Origin of the sequence: uncultured Pseudoalteromonas sp. (assembly GCF_963922945.1) — a bacterium.
In the GTDB taxonomy this organism is placed as follows: domain Bacteria; phylum Pseudomonadota; class Gammaproteobacteria; order Enterobacterales; family Alteromonadaceae; genus Pseudoalteromonas.
In genome coordinates, this window is sequence record NZ_CAWUKC010000051.1 from 10235 (window position 1) to 27592 (window position 17358).

At 43.2% G+C, this 17358-nt stretch carries 15 protein-coding genes; all 15 read left to right on the forward strand.

Annotated features, from left to right (window positions below):
• The first annotated feature begins 27 nt into the window (after positions 1–27).
• The 15 genes from rsmH (at position 28) to lpxC (ending at position 17289) form a co-directional block, all read left to right on the forward strand.
• On the forward strand, positions 28–966 hold the full coding sequence (gene rsmH, locus AABI99_RS11755; RefSeq protein ID WP_338365986.1) for a 16S rRNA (cytosine(1402)-N(4))-methyltransferase RsmH: 939 nt from the start codon (positions 28–30) through the stop codon (positions 964–966).
• Positions 963–1289: a cell division protein FtsL gene (gene ftsL / locus AABI99_RS11760; protein WP_338365989.1), complete on the forward strand. Its 327-nt coding sequence runs from the start codon at positions 963–965 to the stop codon at positions 1287–1289. The genes rsmH and ftsL overlap by 4 nt, the downstream gene beginning before the upstream one ends.
• The gene (locus tag AABI99_RS11765; protein ID WP_338365991.1) at positions 1286–3103 is read left to right on the forward strand and encodes a penicillin-binding transpeptidase domain-containing protein; all 1818 of its coding nucleotides are present in this window, start codon (positions 1286–1288) and stop codon (positions 3101–3103) included. The genes ftsL and AABI99_RS11765 overlap by 4 nt, the downstream gene beginning before the upstream one ends.
• Entirely contained in the window at positions 3096–4574 is a 1479-nt protein-coding gene (gene murE, locus AABI99_RS11770) for a UDP-N-acetylmuramoyl-L-alanyl-D-glutamate--2,6-diaminopimelate ligase (RefSeq protein ID WP_338365993.1), read from the forward strand. Before AABI99_RS11765 ends, murE begins: the two co-directional genes overlap by 8 nt.
• On the forward strand, positions 4571–5953 hold the full coding sequence (gene murF / locus AABI99_RS11775) for a UDP-N-acetylmuramoyl-tripeptide--D-alanyl-D-alanine ligase (RefSeq protein ID WP_338365995.1): 1383 nt from the start codon (positions 4571–4573) through the stop codon (positions 5951–5953). Before murE ends, murF begins: the two co-directional genes overlap by 4 nt.
• Positions 5953–7035, forward strand: coding sequence for a phospho-N-acetylmuramoyl-pentapeptide-transferase (gene mraY / locus AABI99_RS11780; protein ID WP_338365997.1), 1083 nt, complete (start codon positions 5953–5955; stop codon positions 7033–7035). Before murF ends, mraY begins: the two co-directional genes overlap by 1 nt.
• On the forward strand, positions 7036–8370 hold the full coding sequence (murD, locus tag AABI99_RS11785; RefSeq protein ID WP_338366000.1) for a UDP-N-acetylmuramoyl-L-alanine--D-glutamate ligase: 1335 nt from the start codon (positions 7036–7038) through the stop codon (positions 8368–8370).
• Positions 8367–9542: a cell division protein FtsW gene (gene ftsW / locus AABI99_RS11790; RefSeq protein ID WP_338366002.1), complete on the forward strand. Its 1176-nt coding sequence runs from the start codon at positions 8367–8369 to the stop codon at positions 9540–9542. Before murD ends, ftsW begins: the two co-directional genes overlap by 4 nt.
• Complete coding sequence (murG, locus tag AABI99_RS11795; RefSeq protein ID WP_338366004.1) at positions 9539–10615, forward strand: undecaprenyldiphospho-muramoylpentapeptide beta-N-acetylglucosaminyltransferase; 1077 nt, start codon at positions 9539–9541, stop codon at positions 10613–10615. Before ftsW ends, murG begins: the two co-directional genes overlap by 4 nt.
• Positions 10616–12067 (forward strand): UDP-N-acetylmuramate--L-alanine ligase, encoded by a 1452-nt coding sequence (gene murC / locus AABI99_RS11800; RefSeq protein ID WP_338366007.1) that lies wholly within the window; start codon positions 10616–10618, stop codon positions 12065–12067.
• Positions 12064–12984, forward strand: a complete 921-nt coding sequence (locus AABI99_RS11805; protein WP_338366008.1) for a D-alanine--D-alanine ligase — start codon at positions 12064–12066, stop codon at positions 12982–12984. Before murC ends, AABI99_RS11805 begins: the two co-directional genes overlap by 4 nt.
• A gap of 1 nt (position 12985) precedes the next feature.
• Entirely contained in the window at positions 12986–13771 is a 786-nt protein-coding gene (locus tag AABI99_RS11810; RefSeq protein ID WP_338366009.1) for a cell division protein FtsQ/DivIB, read from the forward strand.
• Positions 13768–15000: a cell division protein FtsA gene (ftsA, locus tag AABI99_RS11815; protein ID WP_004589420.1), complete on the forward strand. Its 1233-nt coding sequence runs from the start codon at positions 13768–13770 to the stop codon at positions 14998–15000. The genes AABI99_RS11810 and ftsA overlap by 4 nt, the downstream gene beginning before the upstream one ends.
• Before the next feature lie 23 nt (positions 15001–15023).
• The gene (gene ftsZ, locus AABI99_RS11820) at positions 15024–16271 is read left to right on the forward strand and encodes a cell division protein FtsZ (RefSeq protein WP_338366010.1); all 1248 of its coding nucleotides are present in this window, start codon (positions 15024–15026) and stop codon (positions 16269–16271) included.
• Between the two features lie 106 nt (positions 16272–16377).
• Positions 16378–17289, forward strand: coding sequence for a UDP-3-O-acyl-N-acetylglucosamine deacetylase (gene lpxC / locus AABI99_RS11825; protein ID WP_338366011.1), 912 nt, complete (start codon positions 16378–16380; stop codon positions 17287–17289).
• The last annotated feature ends 69 nt before the right edge of the window (positions 17290–17358 follow it).

A 17358-nucleotide genomic window follows, 5' to 3' on the forward strand; every position in this document is an offset into this window, starting at 1 on the left:
GGCACTAAAAAAGGCAAACAAAAGCTAATGACTGCGCAATTTGAACACGTATCCGTATTAATGGACGAAACCATCGATGCTCTTGCAATTAAGCCAGACGGCATATACATGGATGGTACTTTTGGACGTGGCGGACACTCAGGTCAAATACTTGCTCGACTCGGCGAACAAGGCCGCTTACAAGCTATAGATCAAGATCCTCAAGCAATAAAATCGGCTGAAAAATTTGCCGATGATGAGCGCTTTGCTATCGCTCATACCCGCTTTTCTAACTTATACGATGTTGCAGAGCAAAACGATCTATTAGGTAAGGTAGATGGTATTTTACTCGATATAGGCGTGTCCTCTCCCCAGCTTGATGACGCAGAGCGTGGTTTTAGCTTTATGAAAGATGGCCCACTTGATATGCGTATGGACCCAACAAGTGGGCGTAGTGCAGCGCAGTGGCTAGCCGAAGCAGAGCTTGAAGACATTACCCATGTAATTAAAACCTACGGTGAAGAAAAGTTTGGTAAACGAATTGCGCATAAAGTGCTAGAAGTCAGAGAGCACACACCTATCACTACAACAAAGCAACTTGCCGATTTAGTTGATGAAGCGGTGCCTGTTAAAGATAAGTTTAAGCACCCAGCTACACGCACATTTCAGGCAATCAGAATTTATATAAATAGTGAGCTGGAAGAAATTCAAACCGCACTACAAGCTGCTGTAAAAGTGTTAAAGCCTGGTGGGCGATTAGTGGTTATCTCATTTCACTCACTTGAAGATAGAATTGTTAAGCAATTTATTAAAAAACAGAGTAAGGGAGAAGCGATACCCAGAGGTCTGCCTTTAACCGACGCACAAATAAATAAAAACCTGACGTTAAAAGCAGTGGGTAAAGCTATTAAACCAAGTGCTGAAGAAATTGAGCGTAATCCACGCTCTCGCAGCTCAGTACTTAGGATTGCACAGAGGCTTGGATGAACACTAAAGCGAATAATCGCCAACCCAATTTATTTTTAGAAATATTAAAAGGCCTAGGAGCTAATAAGCTAACCTCGGCCTTGTTGGTTGTGATATTCGTCTCAAGCATTGCGGTCGTGCAGGTTACTCACTCTGCTCGTGCGCAGCTAATTAAACAAGATACGCTGTTACAAGAGCGTGATGAACTTGATTTAGAGTGGCGTTATTTACTTGTAGAAGAAGAGTTCTATTCGCAGCATGCGCGCATTGAAGAAGTGGCTACCACACAGCTTGAAATGAAGCGCCCTACCAGTCAGGACGAACAGGTAATAATAATACAATGAGAAATCGCGGCAAAAAGCAGGTCAATAACTTAATCACATGGCGTTTTATGCTGGTATGCACTGTGGTGTTTTTAGTGTTTGTAACACTGGTGTCGCGTGCTGCCTATTTACAAGTTATTGAGCCAGATAAAGCCCGTTCAGAAAGCGATAAACGCACCGTACGCGTTGAAAAACTGCATGTACAACGCGGAATGATCTTCGACCGTCAAGGTAAAGAGCTTGCTGTTAGTGTGCCCGTCGTTAGTGTGTATGCCGATCCTAAAGCATTGCATAAGTCGCTTGTTTCTAAAGTTATAAAACAGGCGCGTAAAAACGGTGAAGATCATAAAACCTTGGCTGAAAATGTAGCCGAGCTAGATAAACGAACTTCAGCATACTACGCAAATGATCTACGCTGGCGTGAGCTGGCAGATGTATTACGTATTGATCCTAACAAAATTAACTCGCGGTTATTAAACGATCCCACCCGTCGATTTGTGTATTTAAAGCGCCAAGTAACCCCTGCTGTTGCCAACTACATTAGCCAATTACGTTTACCTGGTATTCATTTATTAGATGAGTCTAAACGGTATTACCCGGCAGGAGAGGTAACAGCGCACATCATAGGTTTTACAAATATAGATGGAAAAGGCATAGAAGGTATTGAAAAGCTTTACGAAAATGCCTTAACGGGCGAAGAAGGTCGCCGCACTATTCGTAAAGACGCCCAAGGGCGCGAAGTTGAAGTACTTGATGAGCGTGAACGTGTAGAGCCAGAAAACATTCAGCTAAGTATCGATCAGCGCATTCAAGCGATTGCTTATAAAGCAGTTAAATCTGCCGTGCTTACGTATAAAGCGACCTCAGGGTCAGCCATGGTGGTTGATGTTAAAACTGGTGAAGTACTGGCTATGGTAAATAGCCCATCATTTAACCCTAATAACTTAAACGACGCACAACCTCATAAACGTCGTAATCGTGCAATTACCGATTTGTTTGAACCAGGTTCAACCGTTAAGCCACTAGCCATTTTGGCTGGGCTAGACTACGGCACAATTAAAGCCGACGACATCATAGATACCTACCCAGGTTGGATGCGTTTAGGCGGAAGTTTAGTAAAAGATACCCGTAACCACGGTGAAATGACGCTACGCGAAATTTTAAAATACTCATCAAATATGGGTGTAGCTAAAGTAACGCAACAAGTGCCTAAAGACTACTTGGTAGGTTTATATCAAAAAGTGGGTTTTGGTAGCGATACGGGCACTGGTATGGTTGGTGAAAGCAGTGGCTTATTTTATCCAAACCGTCGCTGGTCTGATTTTGAAATTGCCACGTTATCGTTTGGCTATGCTATTTCGGTAAGTACGGCGCAAATGGCCCGTTTTTACACCATGTTAGGTGCCGGTGGGATTAATCGCCCACTTACTATTTTAAAGCAAGATGGTGTGCCAGAAGGCGAACGTATTTTTAAACAAAAAGACGTAGAAGCCGTTGTACACATGATGGAAAGCGTGTTTGAAAAAGACGGTACAGCGCGTAACGTTAAAGTAGATGGCTACCGCGCAGCAGGTAAAACTGGTACATCTAAAAAAGCAGTTGCTGGTGGTTACGGTGATGAATACGTAGGTTATTTTGCAGGTGTAGCGCCGGCAAGTAACCCACGCTTGGCTGTGGTAGTGATGATCAATGAGCCTGGCGGCGATGTGTACTATGGAGGTGCCACCGCAGGCCCTGCATTTGCAGAAATCGTCTCTAACGCATTAAGAATATTAAACGTAGCCCCTGATAAGGAAGAAGTGGCGTACGTAAAAGGTAAAGATAACGATGCGTGATTTAAAGGCTATTTTAAAATACATCGACATAGATGCACCTTCGCAGCTAGTTAAAAATTTACGCCTTGATAGCCGTGATGTAACACCAGGTGATGTATTTGTGGCGATAAAAGGCCATGCACTTGATGGCAGCCAGTTTATTGCCAAAGCAATCGAAAATGGTGCTATAGCCATTATTGCCGATAGACTGTGCGAATTTGACGTTGAATTTGAGCCTCTTTATTTAGTAACAGAGCTTGATAAAAAACTCCCAGAGCTGGCAAGCCAATTTTATGAAAACCCAAGCCAGTCACTTGATTTAATTGGCGTAACGGGCACTAATGGTAAATCAACAACAACAGCCATGGTGGCGCATTTAGCGCAGTTTTGTAGTACAGATTCGGCCATTATAGGCACATTAGGCTATGGCCACCCAGATACACTAACGCCACTTATTAATACCACGCCTTCGGCTGTTGATTTGCAGCACATATTGCATGACTTAAAGCAGCAGCATAAAAAGCTTGTCGCGATGGAGGTTTCATCGCACGGATTAGTGCAGCAGCGCGTGGCTCAATGCCAATTTAAAGCGGCGGTATTTACTAATTTATCGCGTGATCACCTTGATTACCATGGTGATATGGCAAGTTATGGCGACGCCAAGCTAATGCTGTTTCACGATTTTGACCCCGAACTTGTGGTACTAAATCAAGACGATGGGCAAGCAGAGCAATGGCTTGAAAAATACAGTTTTAATAACCTTATTTGTTATGGTCGGAAAAATTTAGCGCCGCAAGATGCGCGTTATGTTTATTTTTCTGATGTGGAATACTCTAAAAATGGTATTTCGGCGCAATTGAGCACAAGTTGGGGGGACATTAGCGTAACATCGCCTCTATTTGGTGAGTTTAACTTATATAATTTAACGGCAGCACTGGCAACATTGCTAGGGCTTGGTTACCCGCTTGAGCAATTAGCTGCAGGATGCGCAGATTTGCACCCCGTAGCAGGGCGTATGCAAGCGTTTAGCGAAGTGAATTTACCTACGTGCGTTGTTGATTACGCTCATACCCCAGATGCACTTGCATTGGCTTTACAGGCATTACAAAAGCATGTGCCTGGTGGGGTTAGCTGTGTTTTTGGCTGTGGCGGCGACAGAGATAAAGGCAAGCGTGCTTTAATGGCACAAGCGGCAGAGCAAAATGCAGATAAGGTGATTGTTACCAGCGATAATCCGCGTTCAGAAAACCCAGATGCTATTTTAGCAGATGTGGCAGCGGGTTTATCGCAGCCAGAAAAAGCCCATTTAGAGGCAGACAGAGCAAAAGCCATTCGCTATGCAATAGAAAATGCAAATGCGGATGACGTTATTTTAATTGCCGGCAAAGGCCACGAAGATTACCAAATTATAGGCGATCAACGTATCGACTTTTGCGATCGCAGTTATGTAAAAGAACAACTAAAAAAAGCAGTAAGAGGGATAACTCAATGATCCCAATGGACTTTGATTGGCTGGCAAATGTGCTAGCGACTGATTATCTAGGTGATAATCAAAATGTAGTAAATATTAATACCGATACCCGCAGTATTTGCGAAGGTGAGGTGTTTTTAGCGTTAAAAGGGCCTAATTTTGATGGCCATAAGTTTATTACTGATGCTAAACAAAAGGGCGCCATTGGCGTTATTGTTCAACACAAAGTTGATGTAGAAATACCGCAGTTTGTTGTTAGTGATACTCGTATTGCATTAGGTAATATTGGCGCAGCAGTTATGGCGCAGGTTAACCCTAAAACCATTGCCATTACCGGCAGTGTGGGTAAAACAACAGTAAAAGAAATGTGCGCCACTATTTTATCGGTACACGGCGATGTGCTTGCCACAAAAGGTAATTTTAATAACGATATTGGCGTGCCGCTTACATTATTACGTTTAGAGCCACAGCACCGCTTTGCTGTTATAGAGCTGGGCGCCAATCATTTAGGCGAAATTGCTTACACAACAGCCATGGCAAAACCCGATGTAGCGGTAGTTTGTAATGTGGCTGCCGCTCATTTAGAAGGCTTTGGTAGCCTCATGGGCGTTGCTAAAGCTAAAGGTGAGATTTTTGATGGCCTAAAAGACGATGGTGTTGCCATTGTTAACTGCGATAGCGAATTTAGCCAATACTGGCTTGATAAATTAAAAGGGCGCACTGTTAAGTGTTTTTCTAGCACTGAAAAGCTTGATATTTGGGCTGAAAATATCAGCCTTGATGAAAACGCTCGCGCGAGCTTTTTATTGTGTACACAAGATCAAAAAGTCCCCGTAAAACTTGCACTTCCAGGTAAGCACAACGTAAGTAACGCACTTATTGCCGCGGCTTTAACCAGCGAGTTTGATGTATCGCTTGAAGAGATTGCCGCAGCATTGGCGAATATGAATGATGTAAAGGGGCGCGTAAATTTAATAAAAGTGAGCGATTCGCTAACTGTTATTGATGACACCTATAACGCTAATGTTAAGTCGGTAAAAGCAGCCATTGATTTGCTAAGCGATATAAAAGGCCACCGTATTTTAGCACTGGGGGATATGGGAGAGCTGGGTGAAGATGCCAGAACTTATCATCAAGAAGTAGGTGAATACGCCAAACAGCAAGGTATTGATGAGCTATATACGCTCGGCGTATTAAGCAAATACGCAAGTGATGTGTTTGATAAGCCAAACCGCCACTTTTCAAACCGCGAAGAGATGCTCAAGCAAATTCAAACCAGTCTTAATAATACAAATAGTAAAACCACTCTAGTGGTGAAAGGATCACGCAGCTCTCGCATGGAATTATTAGTAACCGATTTAGTAAATGGCCAGCAACAAGCCATCAATGGAGTATCATAATGTTAGTTTGGCTGGCAGAGTATTTAACCCAATATTACAGTGGCTTTAATGTATTTTCGTATTTAACCTTACGTGCCATTTTAGGCATATTAACAGCGTTAATGTTGTCGCTTTATTTTGGCCCTAAACTCATTCGTTCATTACAAAAAATGCAAATTGGCCAAGTAGTACGTGATGATGGCCCAGAATCTCATTTATCTAAAAAAGGCACTCCCACCATGGGAGGCTTACTTATTTTAGGTGCCATTTTTACCAGCTCTTTATTATGGGCTGATTTATCAAATAAATATGTGTGGGCAACGTTATTTGTAATCGGCTCGCTAGGTTTGGTGGGCTTTATAGATGACTACCGTAAGGTAATACGCAAAGACCCTAAAGGGTTAATCGCTAAATGGAAGTATTTTTGGCAATCGGTTATTGCTCTTGTAGTTGCAACTGCACTGTATGTAACGAGTACACAAGCGTCAGAAACCTCACTCGTGGTGCCATTTTTTAAAGATGTATTGCCACAACTGGGCTTGTTTTACATTGTAATTACTTACTTTGCATTAGTGGGTACTTCAAACGCGGTAAACCTGACTGATGGTTTAGATGGCCTTGCCATTGTGCCGACTATTTTGGTGGCTGCAGCACTGGCCATCATTGCTTATTTAACCGGTAATATTAACTTTTCGGCTTACTTGCACATTCCACATTTACCACTTGCCAGTGAGTTAGTCGTTGTGTGTACCGCTATTGTTGGCGCAGGGTTGGGCTTTTTATGGTTTAACACTTACCCAGCTCAAGTATTTATGGGCGATGTAGGCTCGCTGGCACTTGGCGGTGCGCTGGGCATTATTGCTATTTTAGTACGCCAAGAGCTACTGCTTATTATTATGGGTGGTGTGTTTGTAATGGAAGCTTTATCGGTAATTTTACAGGTTGGCTCATACAAACTACGCGGACAGCGCATTTTTAGAATGGCGCCGATTCATCATCATTATGAGCTAAAAGGTTGGCCAGAGCCACGTGTTATTGTGCGCTTTTGGATAATTTCAATTGTGCTAGTACTTGCTGGCCTTGCGACATTAAAGATTCGATAAATGCAGTATTTAAACGAGATAAAAAACAAACATATAACAGTGCTCGGACTCGGTGTAACCGGTCTGGGCATTGTGCGTTTTTTATTATCTCATGGTTTTGCACCAAAGGTGGTTGATAGTCGTGTTGCGCCGCCAGGTATGGATTGGCTAAAAGAGCATGCTCCTGATCTTAATACGCATTTTGGTGATTTAGCTAGCGCTGCGCTTTGTAAAACCGACATGATCATCATAAGCCCTGGGCTTAGTTTAAAAATTCCTGCAATTGCTCAAGCAATAGAGTCAAGCGTTGAAGTAATTGGTGATGTAGAGTTGTTTGCTCGTATAAATACAAAACCGGTTGTTGCTGTTACTGGATCTAACGGTAAATCAACCGTTGTTACCTTAGCCTACGAGGTACTAAAAGCCGCAGGTTACAAAGTGGCATTAGGTGGCAATATTGGCACTGCGGTACTTGACCTATTAAGCGATGATTTTGATGTGTATGTGCTGGAGCTTTCTAGTTTTCAGCTTGATACCAGCTCAAGTTTAAAGCCAATTAGCGCCACTGTTTTAAATATCTCTGAGGATCATTTAGATCGTTACGATAGCTACCAAGCTTATATCGATTCTAAGTTAAGCATTTACAACCATGCTGAGCTTTTAGTAACTAATGCAGATGATATTCAAACTAAGCCTATTAGCGCTACTTCAGTGCCACAATTGAGTTTTGGTTATGAGCATGGTGACTATCACCTAGCTGAGCATAACAATGGGCTGCATTTTATAGTAAAGGGGCAAGCATTTTTACCTGTTAATACACTGGCTGTTATTGGCAAGCACAATTACTTAAATACACTGGCGGTCATGGCATTATTGAGCTCGTTTGATATTAGCAAAGCACAATACAGCGCGGCGCTTGGCCAATTTAATGGTTTAGCGCATCGTTGTCAGTTTGTTGATGAGCAAAATGGGGTTAAGTATTTTAATGACTCAAAAGCCACGAATGTAGGCGCCACGATAGCGGCAATAGATAGCTTAGCCTCAGATAGCGAAAATCTTATTGTTATAGCCGGTGGTGATGCTAAAGGTGCTGATTTAAGTGCACTAAAACCGTATATAAAAAGCCATGTAAAAGCACTTATTTGTTTTGGTAAAGATGCTTCAGAATTAGCGTCACTGACCAGTAAATCGCACTTAGTAAATAATATGCAAGAGGCGGTGTCCCTTGCAAAAGTACTTAGTAAGCGCGGTGACATTGTATTACTCGCGCCTGCTTGTGCCAGCATTGATATGTACAACAACTACATGCAACGCGGTGATGATTTTGTGCAATGTGTAATGGAAGGGCAGTTATGATTGCCTTTGCCGATTTAAAAGAAACACTCACCCCAAAACCCTCCGCGCAGCTTTACGATGTGCCACTGCTTTATTGCATGTTAATGCTTATAGGGGTGGGTTTTGTCATGGTGACCAGCGCCTCGATGCCTACAGCCGAAAGGCTGTTTGATAATTCATACCATATTACCATTCGCCACAGCATGTTTTTAGCGATGGCATTTGTTTTATTTTGGATTGCCGCCAGCGTGCCTATGGATTGGTGGAAACGCTCAAACCCTTATTTGTTGCTGCTTGGTATGGTGCTGCTTATTGCGGTGTTAATAATAGGCCGCGAAGTCAACGGTGCTAAGCGATGGATTCCCATTGGACCTGTTGGTTTTCAGGTGGCCGAAGCCGCGAAATTATTCTTTTTTAGTTACATAGCAGGCTACTTGGTAAGAAAGCGCGAAGAAGTACAAGAAAATATAAAAGGCTTTGCTAAGCCCATTGCTGTATTTGCGGTGTATGCCTTGCTTATTTTGCTACAGCCAGATTTAGGGACTGTGGTGGTTATGTTTGTAACAACAGTGGGGCTGTTATTTTTGGCCGGCGCAAAACTGTGGCAGTTTTTTGTACTTATTTTAACGGGCGTAGGGCTTGTTGTATTACTGATTATTGTAGAGCCATACAGAATGGCGCGCGTGGTGGGCTTTTTAGACCCTTGGGAAGACCCTTTTGGTAAAGGGTATCAGTTAGTGCAGTCGCTTATGGCCTACAGCCAAGGTGGCTGGTTTGGCCAAGGGTTAGGTAACAGCGTGCAAAAGTTACAGTATTTACCCGAAGCACATAATGATTTTATTTTTGCCGTTATAGGTGAAGAGCTAGGCCTAGTAGGTGTAGCAAGTATTTTATGTGTGTTGGCTGTGTTTGTATTTAGGGCGCTTTTAATAGGCCAACAAGCTTTAAAATGTGGCAAAGAATACGAAGGCTATTTTGCGTTTGCTATTGGCATTTGGTTTGCGTTTCAAACCATGGTTAATGTAGGCGCCAGTGCGGGGTTACTACCGACTAAAGGGTTAACCTTGCCGTTTATTTCGTATGGTGGCTCCAGTTTATTAATAATGACGATTGCCACCGGTATTTTATTGCGTGTTGATTTTGAAACTAAAATGGCAACCAAACAAGCCACCTCACGCGGAGGTAAGCGATGAGTAAAAAATTAGTAGTTGTGGCCGGTGGTACAGGCGGGCATATATTCCCAGGTATTGCTGTAGCCGATTATTTAAAAGAGCAAGGCTGGCAAGTAAGCTGGATAGGCACGCCAGACAGAATGGAAGCGGATGTTGTACCAAAGCATAACATTGAGATTGATTTTATAAATGTAAAGGGCGTACGCGGTAATGGCTTAAAGCGTCTTATTAAAGCCCCATTCATGGTACTTAATGCAATATTGCAGGCGCGTAAGGTATTGAAATCTCAGCAACCTGATGTAGTGCTTGCTATGGGCGGCTATGTAACCGGGCCAACCGGCATTGCCGCTAAAAGTTTAGGTATACCACTGGTGATTCATGAGCAAAATGCAGTGGCAGGAATGAGCAATAAGTGGTTGGCAAAATTTGCTAACAGAGTACTTGCTGCGTTTCCAAGCGCCTTTGCACCAGGGCAAGCCGAATTAGTCGGTAACCCAGTACGTGCAAGCGTTGCTAATGTAGCTAAACGTGATGTTTCAAGCCCTATAAATATTTTAGTGGTGGGTGGCTCGTTAGGCGCACAAGTGCTTAACCAAACACTGCCAGAGGCGTTTAATTTACTTGCTAAAACAGCGCCAATTAAAGTGTGGCACCAAACAGGTAAAGGCCATATTGAGGGTGTGAAAAGCGCGTATGCGAAAAACAACATTGCAGATGAAGAGCTAAAAGTTGCTGAATTTATAGATGATATGGACGCTGCCTACGCGTGGGCCGATATTGTTATTTGCCGTGCTGGTGCACTGACTGTTAGTGAAATTGCCGCCGCGGGTAAAATGGCTGTGTTTGTGCCGTTTCCACATGCGGTAGACGATCATCAAACCGCCAACGCAAAATATTTAGTAACTGCAAATGGCGCGCTTTTAATGCCTCAGCCGCAGTTTAATAAAGATTCAATAACTGAGCTATTAAACCCGTATTTGGCAAAGCCTATATTAATTAAACAAATGGCCAGCAATGCTAAGCAGCAAGCCATTTTAGATGCCACAGCAAGCGTTGCCTCGCACTGTGAGCAAGTAACAAATAAGAGAAAATAAGTGAAAGACAAGTCAATACAAGAACAACAAACTCGACCTGCTATGCGTCGAATAGAAACCATCCATTTTATTGGTATTGGTGGTGCGGGTATGGGCGGCATTGCTGAAGTACTGGCTTTTGAAGGCTACCGTATTACTGGCTCAGATATAGCGCACAGCGCAATGACCGAACGCTTAATTAAAGCCGGTGCTGAAGTATTTATAGGCCATCACGAAAACAACGTAAAAGATGCCAACGTAGTTGTTGTTTCAAGTGCTATTTACGAAACAAACCCTGAGATTATTGCTGCCAAAGCAGCGCGTATACCGGTAGTTCGCCGTGCAGAAATGCTTGCCGAATTAATGCGTTTTCGTCATGGCATTGCCATTGCGGGCACACATGGTAAAACCACAACAACCAGTTTAATTGCCAGCATTTATGCTCAAGCAGGGCTTGATCCTACTTTTATTATTGGCGGCTTATTAAATAGCGCAGGCAGTAACGCAAAAGTAGGCAAGAGCGACTTTTTAATTGCTGAGGCAGATGAAAGCGATGCATCGTTTTTACATTTACAACCTATGGTGTCGGTGATCACAAATATAGAAGAAGATCACATGGAAACCTATGGCGGTAGTCTTGAAAAAATGAAAGACACTTATGTGGATTTTATTCATAACCTGCCATTTTATGGCTTAGCCGTTGTGTGTATTGACTCAGAAGTTGCGAGTGAGCTAATCCCGCGCTTTGGCCGACCAGTCATTACTTATGGCGAGTCAAAAGATGCCGATTACCGCATGAGCGATTTTAGCCAATCAGCAAGCACTTGTACTTTTACAGTGACACATAAAAACGGTGACAGCCTAACTGCCACACTTAATATGCCGGGTAAGCACAATGCGCTTAATGCTACGGCGGCTATAGCCGTGGCTAAAGATCAAAACATTGCTAACCACGCTATTTTAGAAGCGTTGCAACAATTTGAAGGCATCGGGCGCCGCTTTCAGCACTACGGTAATTTTGAAAATGAGCGCGGTAGTGTCATGTTAGTGGATGATTACGGACATCACCCATCAGAAGTGGCAGCCACAATAGCCGCTGTACGCGAAGGCTGGCCAGAAAAACGCTTAGTTATGGTTTATCAACCGCATAGGTTTACCCGTACACGCGATTTATACGAAGACTTTGTAAAAGTGTTGGCGGAGGTCGATCAACTTTTATTACTTGATGTATACAGTGCCGGCGAAGAGCCTATTGTTGGTGCAGACAGCAAAAGCCTGTGCCGCAGCTTACGCCAGCGTGGCAAAGAGCCTCTACATGTAGCCACAAGCGCAGAGCTTGCTGGTGTATTGGCAGATAACTTACAAAATAACGACTTAGTTTTAACGCAAGGCGCTGGTAATATAGGGCAATTAGTTAAAACATTGGCGGCAACAGGTATGTCGGTGGAAAAATTAAAGCAAGGTGAAGTATGACGCAGCTAAACGCGCAATTTGGTAAAGTAGCAGTACTGCTAGGGGGTAACTCAGCAGAGCGCGAAGTGTCACTACGTTCAGGGCAAGCGGTGCTTAATGCACTACAAAATGCTGGCGTTGATGCCATTGCTTTTGACCCGCAAAATCGTTCATTGTGGGAGCTAAAAGAGTTAAATATAGATCGTGTCTTTATTGCTTTGCATGGCCGTGGTGGCGAAGATGGTACAGTGCAAGGCGCGCTTGAATTTATGAATTTGCCATACACGGGTAGTAATGTATTGGGTTCAGCCTTGGCAATGGATAAAGTACGTTGTAAGCATTTATTTAAATCTGCAGGACTAAGCACAGCGCCTTATGCTGTTGTAGATGCTAAGAAAGGCTTTGATGCAAAAGCCATTATGGATGAATTTAAAAAAGTAATGGTTAAGCCATCACACGAAGGCTCAAGCATAGGCATGGCACAAGCAAATACAGCTCAAGAGCTTGAAAATGCGCTTACACATGCTTTTAAGTTTGATAACCAAGTATTAGTGGAGCAATGGATAACAGGGCGTGAATTTACCGTGACTGTGTTAGGCGATGAAGTACAGCCAGTTATTGAAATGACAACGCCAAATGGTTTTTACGATTACCAAGCAAAGTATCAATCAAACACAACGCAGTATCATTGCCCAGCCGATTTATCCGCGCAAGATACACAGCACTTACAGGCAATGTCGTTAGAGGCGTTTGATTTAGTAGGTGCAAGTGGCTGGGGACGTGTAGATGCTATGCAAGATGAGCAAGGTAATTTTTACTTATTAGAGGTTAATACAGTCCCTGGCATGACCGAAAAATCGCTGGTGCCTATGGCGGCAAAAGCAAACGGGGCAACATTTGAGCAATTAGTTGTTCGCATTTTGGGGCAAACACTTTAAAATGCATCCCCTTTTAGAAAAAGCTCAACAGTTAAAACAGCAACTTAACTTTAATTGGTCGCTAATTTTTGGTGTGAGCTTTTTTCTGGTGGTAGTGATTGGCCTTGTGCAAATAACGACCGGTGTGTCTGATTGGCTAGTAGAGAACAAAGATGCACAAATAAAGCACTTAACGGTGCTAGGACACCCAAAATACACTGAAGAAAAAGCCATAATTAAAGCAATAAAAAAGGCCGATTTAAGCAGTTTTTTTGAGTTAGATGTAAAACACGTACAGCAACTAGTTAGAGAGTTACCTTGGGTTGCAACGGTGTCGGTAAGAAAACAATGGCCCGATACCATTCAAGTGTATGTTGTAGAGCATGAAGCCGTAGCCCATTGGAATAGCGATTTATTGCTAAACCAAAGTGGCGATGCTTTTGAAGCAAGCAGCGATAAACTCGCCAATGATTTACCGCAACTTTACGGCCCCGAAGGCAGCGAAAAAGAAGCGTGGATTGCCTTTAAGCAGTTTGACGAAATGCTAAAGGTTAATGCGTTAACATTAAAAAGCTTAGCTCTTTCGGAGCGTTTTTCGTGGCAATTATGGTTAGATAACGGTGTGCGCTTAAATTTAGGGCGCAAAGACAAAGCAAAGCGAGTACAGCGGTTTATAGATGTGTACCCGCGCATGGAAAAGCGTGTAGATGCACAAATAGATGCAATAGATTTACGCTACGATACCGGCCTTGCAGTCAGCTATAAGCCTGTGCAAGAACAGCAATTACAAAATAAGAGTAAGGCATGACTAAGTCAGCAGAAAGAAACCTAGTGATTGGATTAGACGTTGGCACCTCAAAAGTGGTGGCCACGGTAGGTGAAATCACCGCAGATAACAAGCTCAGCATTGTTGGTGTGGGTAGCCAAGTATCTCATGGTATGGATAAGGGCGGCGTTAACGATTTAAACTTAGTGTCTGAGTCGATCCGCCGAGCAATAGATGAAGCCGAGCTAATGGCTGATTGTCGTATTAGCTCAGTGTACTTAGGGATTTCTGGTAAGCACATACAATGTCAAAACGAAAGCGGCGTGGTTGCTATCAATAATACCGAAGTAACCGATGAAGACATTGAAAATGTAATTCATATAGCGCGCTCTGTACCTATTTCGGCTGAGCGTAAAATGCTGCATGCATTACCGCAAGAATACAGCATTGATATGCAAGAGGGCATTAAAAACCCCCTTGGTATGAGCGGTGTGCGTATGGAAGCACGCGCACACATTATAACCTGCTCAAACGACATGGCTAAAAACATTGAAAAATGTGTTGAGCGCTGTGGTCTAGAGGTAGACCAACTTATATTTACCGCGCTTGCATCGTGTTACTCAGTATTAACTGATGACGAAAAAGAGCTTGGCGTAGCGGTACTTGATATTGGTGGTGGTACAATGGATATCACTATTTATATTAACGGTGCATTGCGTCATTCTTCGGTGATTCCGGTGGCGGGTAATCAAGTGACCGGTGATATTGCAAAAATATTTCGTACACCTATATCACATGCTGAGTCACTCAAAGTACAATATGCATGTGCAAGTAGTCAAATGGCCAGTAACGAAGACACCATAGAAGTACCCAGTGTAGGCGGGCGACCAGCACGTTTAATGTCGCGCCATACTTTATCTGAAGTGGTAGAGCCTCGTTTTAGAGAATTATTTGAACTAGCGATGGAAGAAATTCGTCGCTCAGGCTTAGAAGACCAAATTGCGGCAGGCCTCGTTATTACGGGCGGGACTGCTAAAATGACTGGCGCAATGGAAGTGGCTGAAGACATTTTCCAAATGCCAGTAAGAATAGGCAAACCAATCGGGATAGTTGGTTTGACAGACTACGTAGACGATCCTTCGTACGCAACCGCTGTAGGTTTGTTACAATACGGGCGCACTATGCAATCGATGAATGCACAAAAGTCGAAAGCAGAGGATAATAATAATTGGTGGAACCGCATTACTAAATGGTTCCAAGGTGAGTTTTAAAGTACTCAAGTCGGAGAGTAAACATGTTTGATATGATGGAACAACACAGCGAAGAAGCTGTAATTAAGGTTATTGGCGTGGGCGGTGGCGGCGGAAACGCTGTTGAGCACATGGTAAAACAACAAATAGAAGGCGTGCGCTTTATAGCCGCAAATACGGATGCGCAAGCATTACGTAATTCCGCTGCCGATATTACCGTACAACTAGGCACGCAAATAACCTCAGGGTTAGGTGCTGGTGCAAACCCAGAAGTGGGCCGTGAGTCGGCTGAAGAAGATGCTGAAACCATTCGTGCCAGTCTTGAAGGCGCTGATATGGTATTTATTGCTGCTGGTATGGGCGGTGGTACAGGCACTGGTGCAGCTCCTGTGGTTGCTAAAATTGCTAAAGAATTAGGTATTTTAACGGTTGCAGTTGTAACGCGCCCTTTTGACTTTGAAGGCAAAAAACGCGCTGCGGCGGCTGAGCAGGGCATTAACGAATTGTCAGAAACTGTAGACTCGCTTATTACAATTCCGAACAATAAATTGCTTAAAGTTTTAGGTAAAGGGACTACTCTATTAGATGCCTTCGCGAAAGCAAACGATGTTTTGTTTGGTGCAGTCCAAGGTATCGCTGAGCTAATTACACGCTCTGGTTTAATTAACGTGGATTTCGCCGACGTACGTACCGTAATGTCAGCTATGGGCACTGCGATGATGGGTACAGCCTCTGCATCAGGCCCTGATCGCGCGCAAGAAGCTGCAGAAGCGGCTATTTCAAGTCCATTACTAGAAGACGTGGATTTAACCGGTGCTAAAGGTATTTTGGTCAACATTACCGCGGGTATGGACATTGCGATTGAAGAATTTGAAATTGTAGGTAACCACGTTAAGGCGCTTGCATCTGAAAATGCAACTGTGGTGGTTGGTGCGGTTATTGACCCAGAAATGAGCGACGAGCTACGTGTGACCGTGGTTGCTACGGGTTTAGGCGGCGATCGTCGTCCGCAGTTTGGTATTGTTGATAACGGCTTTAAAAAGGCATCAGGCTCTGATGTAGCAAGCTCATCAAAGCAATCTAGCAGCATGTACGTACCAAGCTTTGCAAGCCAAGGCACAAGCACTGAAGAAACTGCGCCAAGCACGCAAGTAGAAAGCAAAGAACAAGCGCCATCTACAAGCTCAAGCAATACGGCAAGTTCGTCAGCGCAAAATGGTAAAAAAGCGGATAAATCAGAAGGCGGAGATTATTTTGATATTCCGGCTTTTTTACGTAAGCAGGCTGATTAACATTTACTAATGCTTTTGTTTGAAATATGTACAAATATTGAAAGGCAAAAGGATTTATGTTAAACTCCGCCGTCTAACTGTAACTGATTTAAAAGTGAGCGAACCTATGATTAAACAGCGTACGATTGCACAAGTAGTCAAAGCCATAGGAATTGGACTTCATAAAGGTGAGAAGGTCACAATAACTCTCCGACCTGCGAGCGCAAATACTGGGATTGTATTTCGTCGTGTCGACCTTGATCCGGTTGTTGATTTTGAAACAACACCTGAAGCCGTTGGTGATACGCAGCTGTGTACCTGTTTAATTAACAAAGATGGCGTTCGCTTATCTACGACTGAGCACTTAATTGCAGCAGTTGCTGCAATGGGTATTGATAATCTAATTGTTGAGTTAGACAGCTCAGAAGTGCCAATAATGGATGGTAGTGCATTACCGTTTATTTACTTGTTACAAAAAGGCGGCATTGAAGAGCAAAATGTTGCTAAGCGCTTTATTCGTATAAAAGAAAAATTACGTATTGAAGAAGGCGATAAATGGGCCGAAGTTGAACCGTATGATGGTTTTCATATCGACTTTGAAATTGCCTTTGATCACCCGGCCATTAACGAAAGCCGCCAACGTGTTGGTTTAGACATTACGGCACAAAGCTTTACTGAAGAAATTAGCCGCGCACGTACATTTGGCTTTATGAAAGACATTGAATACATGCATGCAAATAACCTAGCACTAGGTGGCAGCATGGATAGCGCAGTAGTACTTGATGACTTTAAAGTACTAAATCCAAATGGTTTGCGCTACAGCGATGAATTTGTAAAACACAAAATATTAGACTGTGTGGGCGACATGTTTATGACAGGTCATAACCTGCTAGGTAAAGTAACGGCTTATAAATCAGGTCACGATTTAAATAACAAGTTACTTCGCAAAATTATGGCAACTGAGTCAGCATGGGAGTGGGCAACATTTGAAACGCCTGTTACGATGCCTGCACCCGGCCTTGAATTAGCGACTGCCTAATTTAGTATTTTTAAAAAATACGCGCTCACAAACAGTTATAAAAAATGACGCTAACAGCGTCATTTTTTT

Bases quoted from the DNA above. Each gene is read 5' to 3' on its own strand.
- murD (WP_338366000.1), top strand. From the start codon at position 7,036: ATGCAGTATTTAAACGAGATAAAAAACAAACATATAACAGTGCTCGGA.
- AABI99_RS11765 (WP_338365991.1), top strand. From the start codon at position 1,286: ATGAGAAATCGCGGCAAAAAGCAGGTCAATAACTTAATCACATGGCGT.
- murF (WP_338365995.1), top strand. From the start codon at position 4,571: ATGATCCCAATGGACTTTGATTGGCTGGCAAATGTGCTAGCGACTGAT.
- AABI99_RS11805 (WP_338366008.1), top strand. From the start codon at position 12,064: ATGACGCAGCTAAACGCGCAATTTGGTAAAGTAGCAGTACTGCTAGGG.
- rsmH (WP_338365986.1), top strand. From the start codon at position 28: ATGACTGCGCAATTTGAACACGTATCCGTATTAATGGACGAAACCATC.
- murG (WP_338366004.1), top strand. From the start codon at position 9,539: ATGAGTAAAAAATTAGTAGTTGTGGCCGGTGGTACAGGCGGGCATATA.
- AABI99_RS11810 (WP_338366009.1), top strand. From the start codon at position 12,986: ATGCATCCCCTTTTAGAAAAAGCTCAACAGTTAAAACAGCAACTTAAC.
- murE (WP_338365993.1), top strand. From the start codon at position 3,096: ATGCGTGATTTAAAGGCTATTTTAAAATACATCGACATAGATGCACCT.
- lpxC (WP_338366011.1), top strand. From the start codon at position 16,378: ATGATTAAACAGCGTACGATTGCACAAGTAGTCAAAGCCATAGGAATT.
- ftsW (WP_338366002.1), top strand. From the start codon at position 8,367: ATGATTGCCTTTGCCGATTTAAAAGAAACACTCACCCCAAAACCCTCC.
- mraY (WP_338365997.1), top strand. From the start codon at position 5,953: ATGTTAGTTTGGCTGGCAGAGTATTTAACCCAATATTACAGTGGCTTT.
- ftsL (WP_338365989.1), top strand. From the start codon at position 963: ATGAACACTAAAGCGAATAATCGCCAACCCAATTTATTTTTAGAAATA.
- ftsZ (WP_338366010.1), top strand. From the start codon at position 15,024: ATGTTTGATATGATGGAACAACACAGCGAAGAAGCTGTAATTAAGGTT.
- ftsA (WP_004589420.1), top strand. From the start codon at position 13,768: ATGACTAAGTCAGCAGAAAGAAACCTAGTGATTGGATTAGACGTTGGC.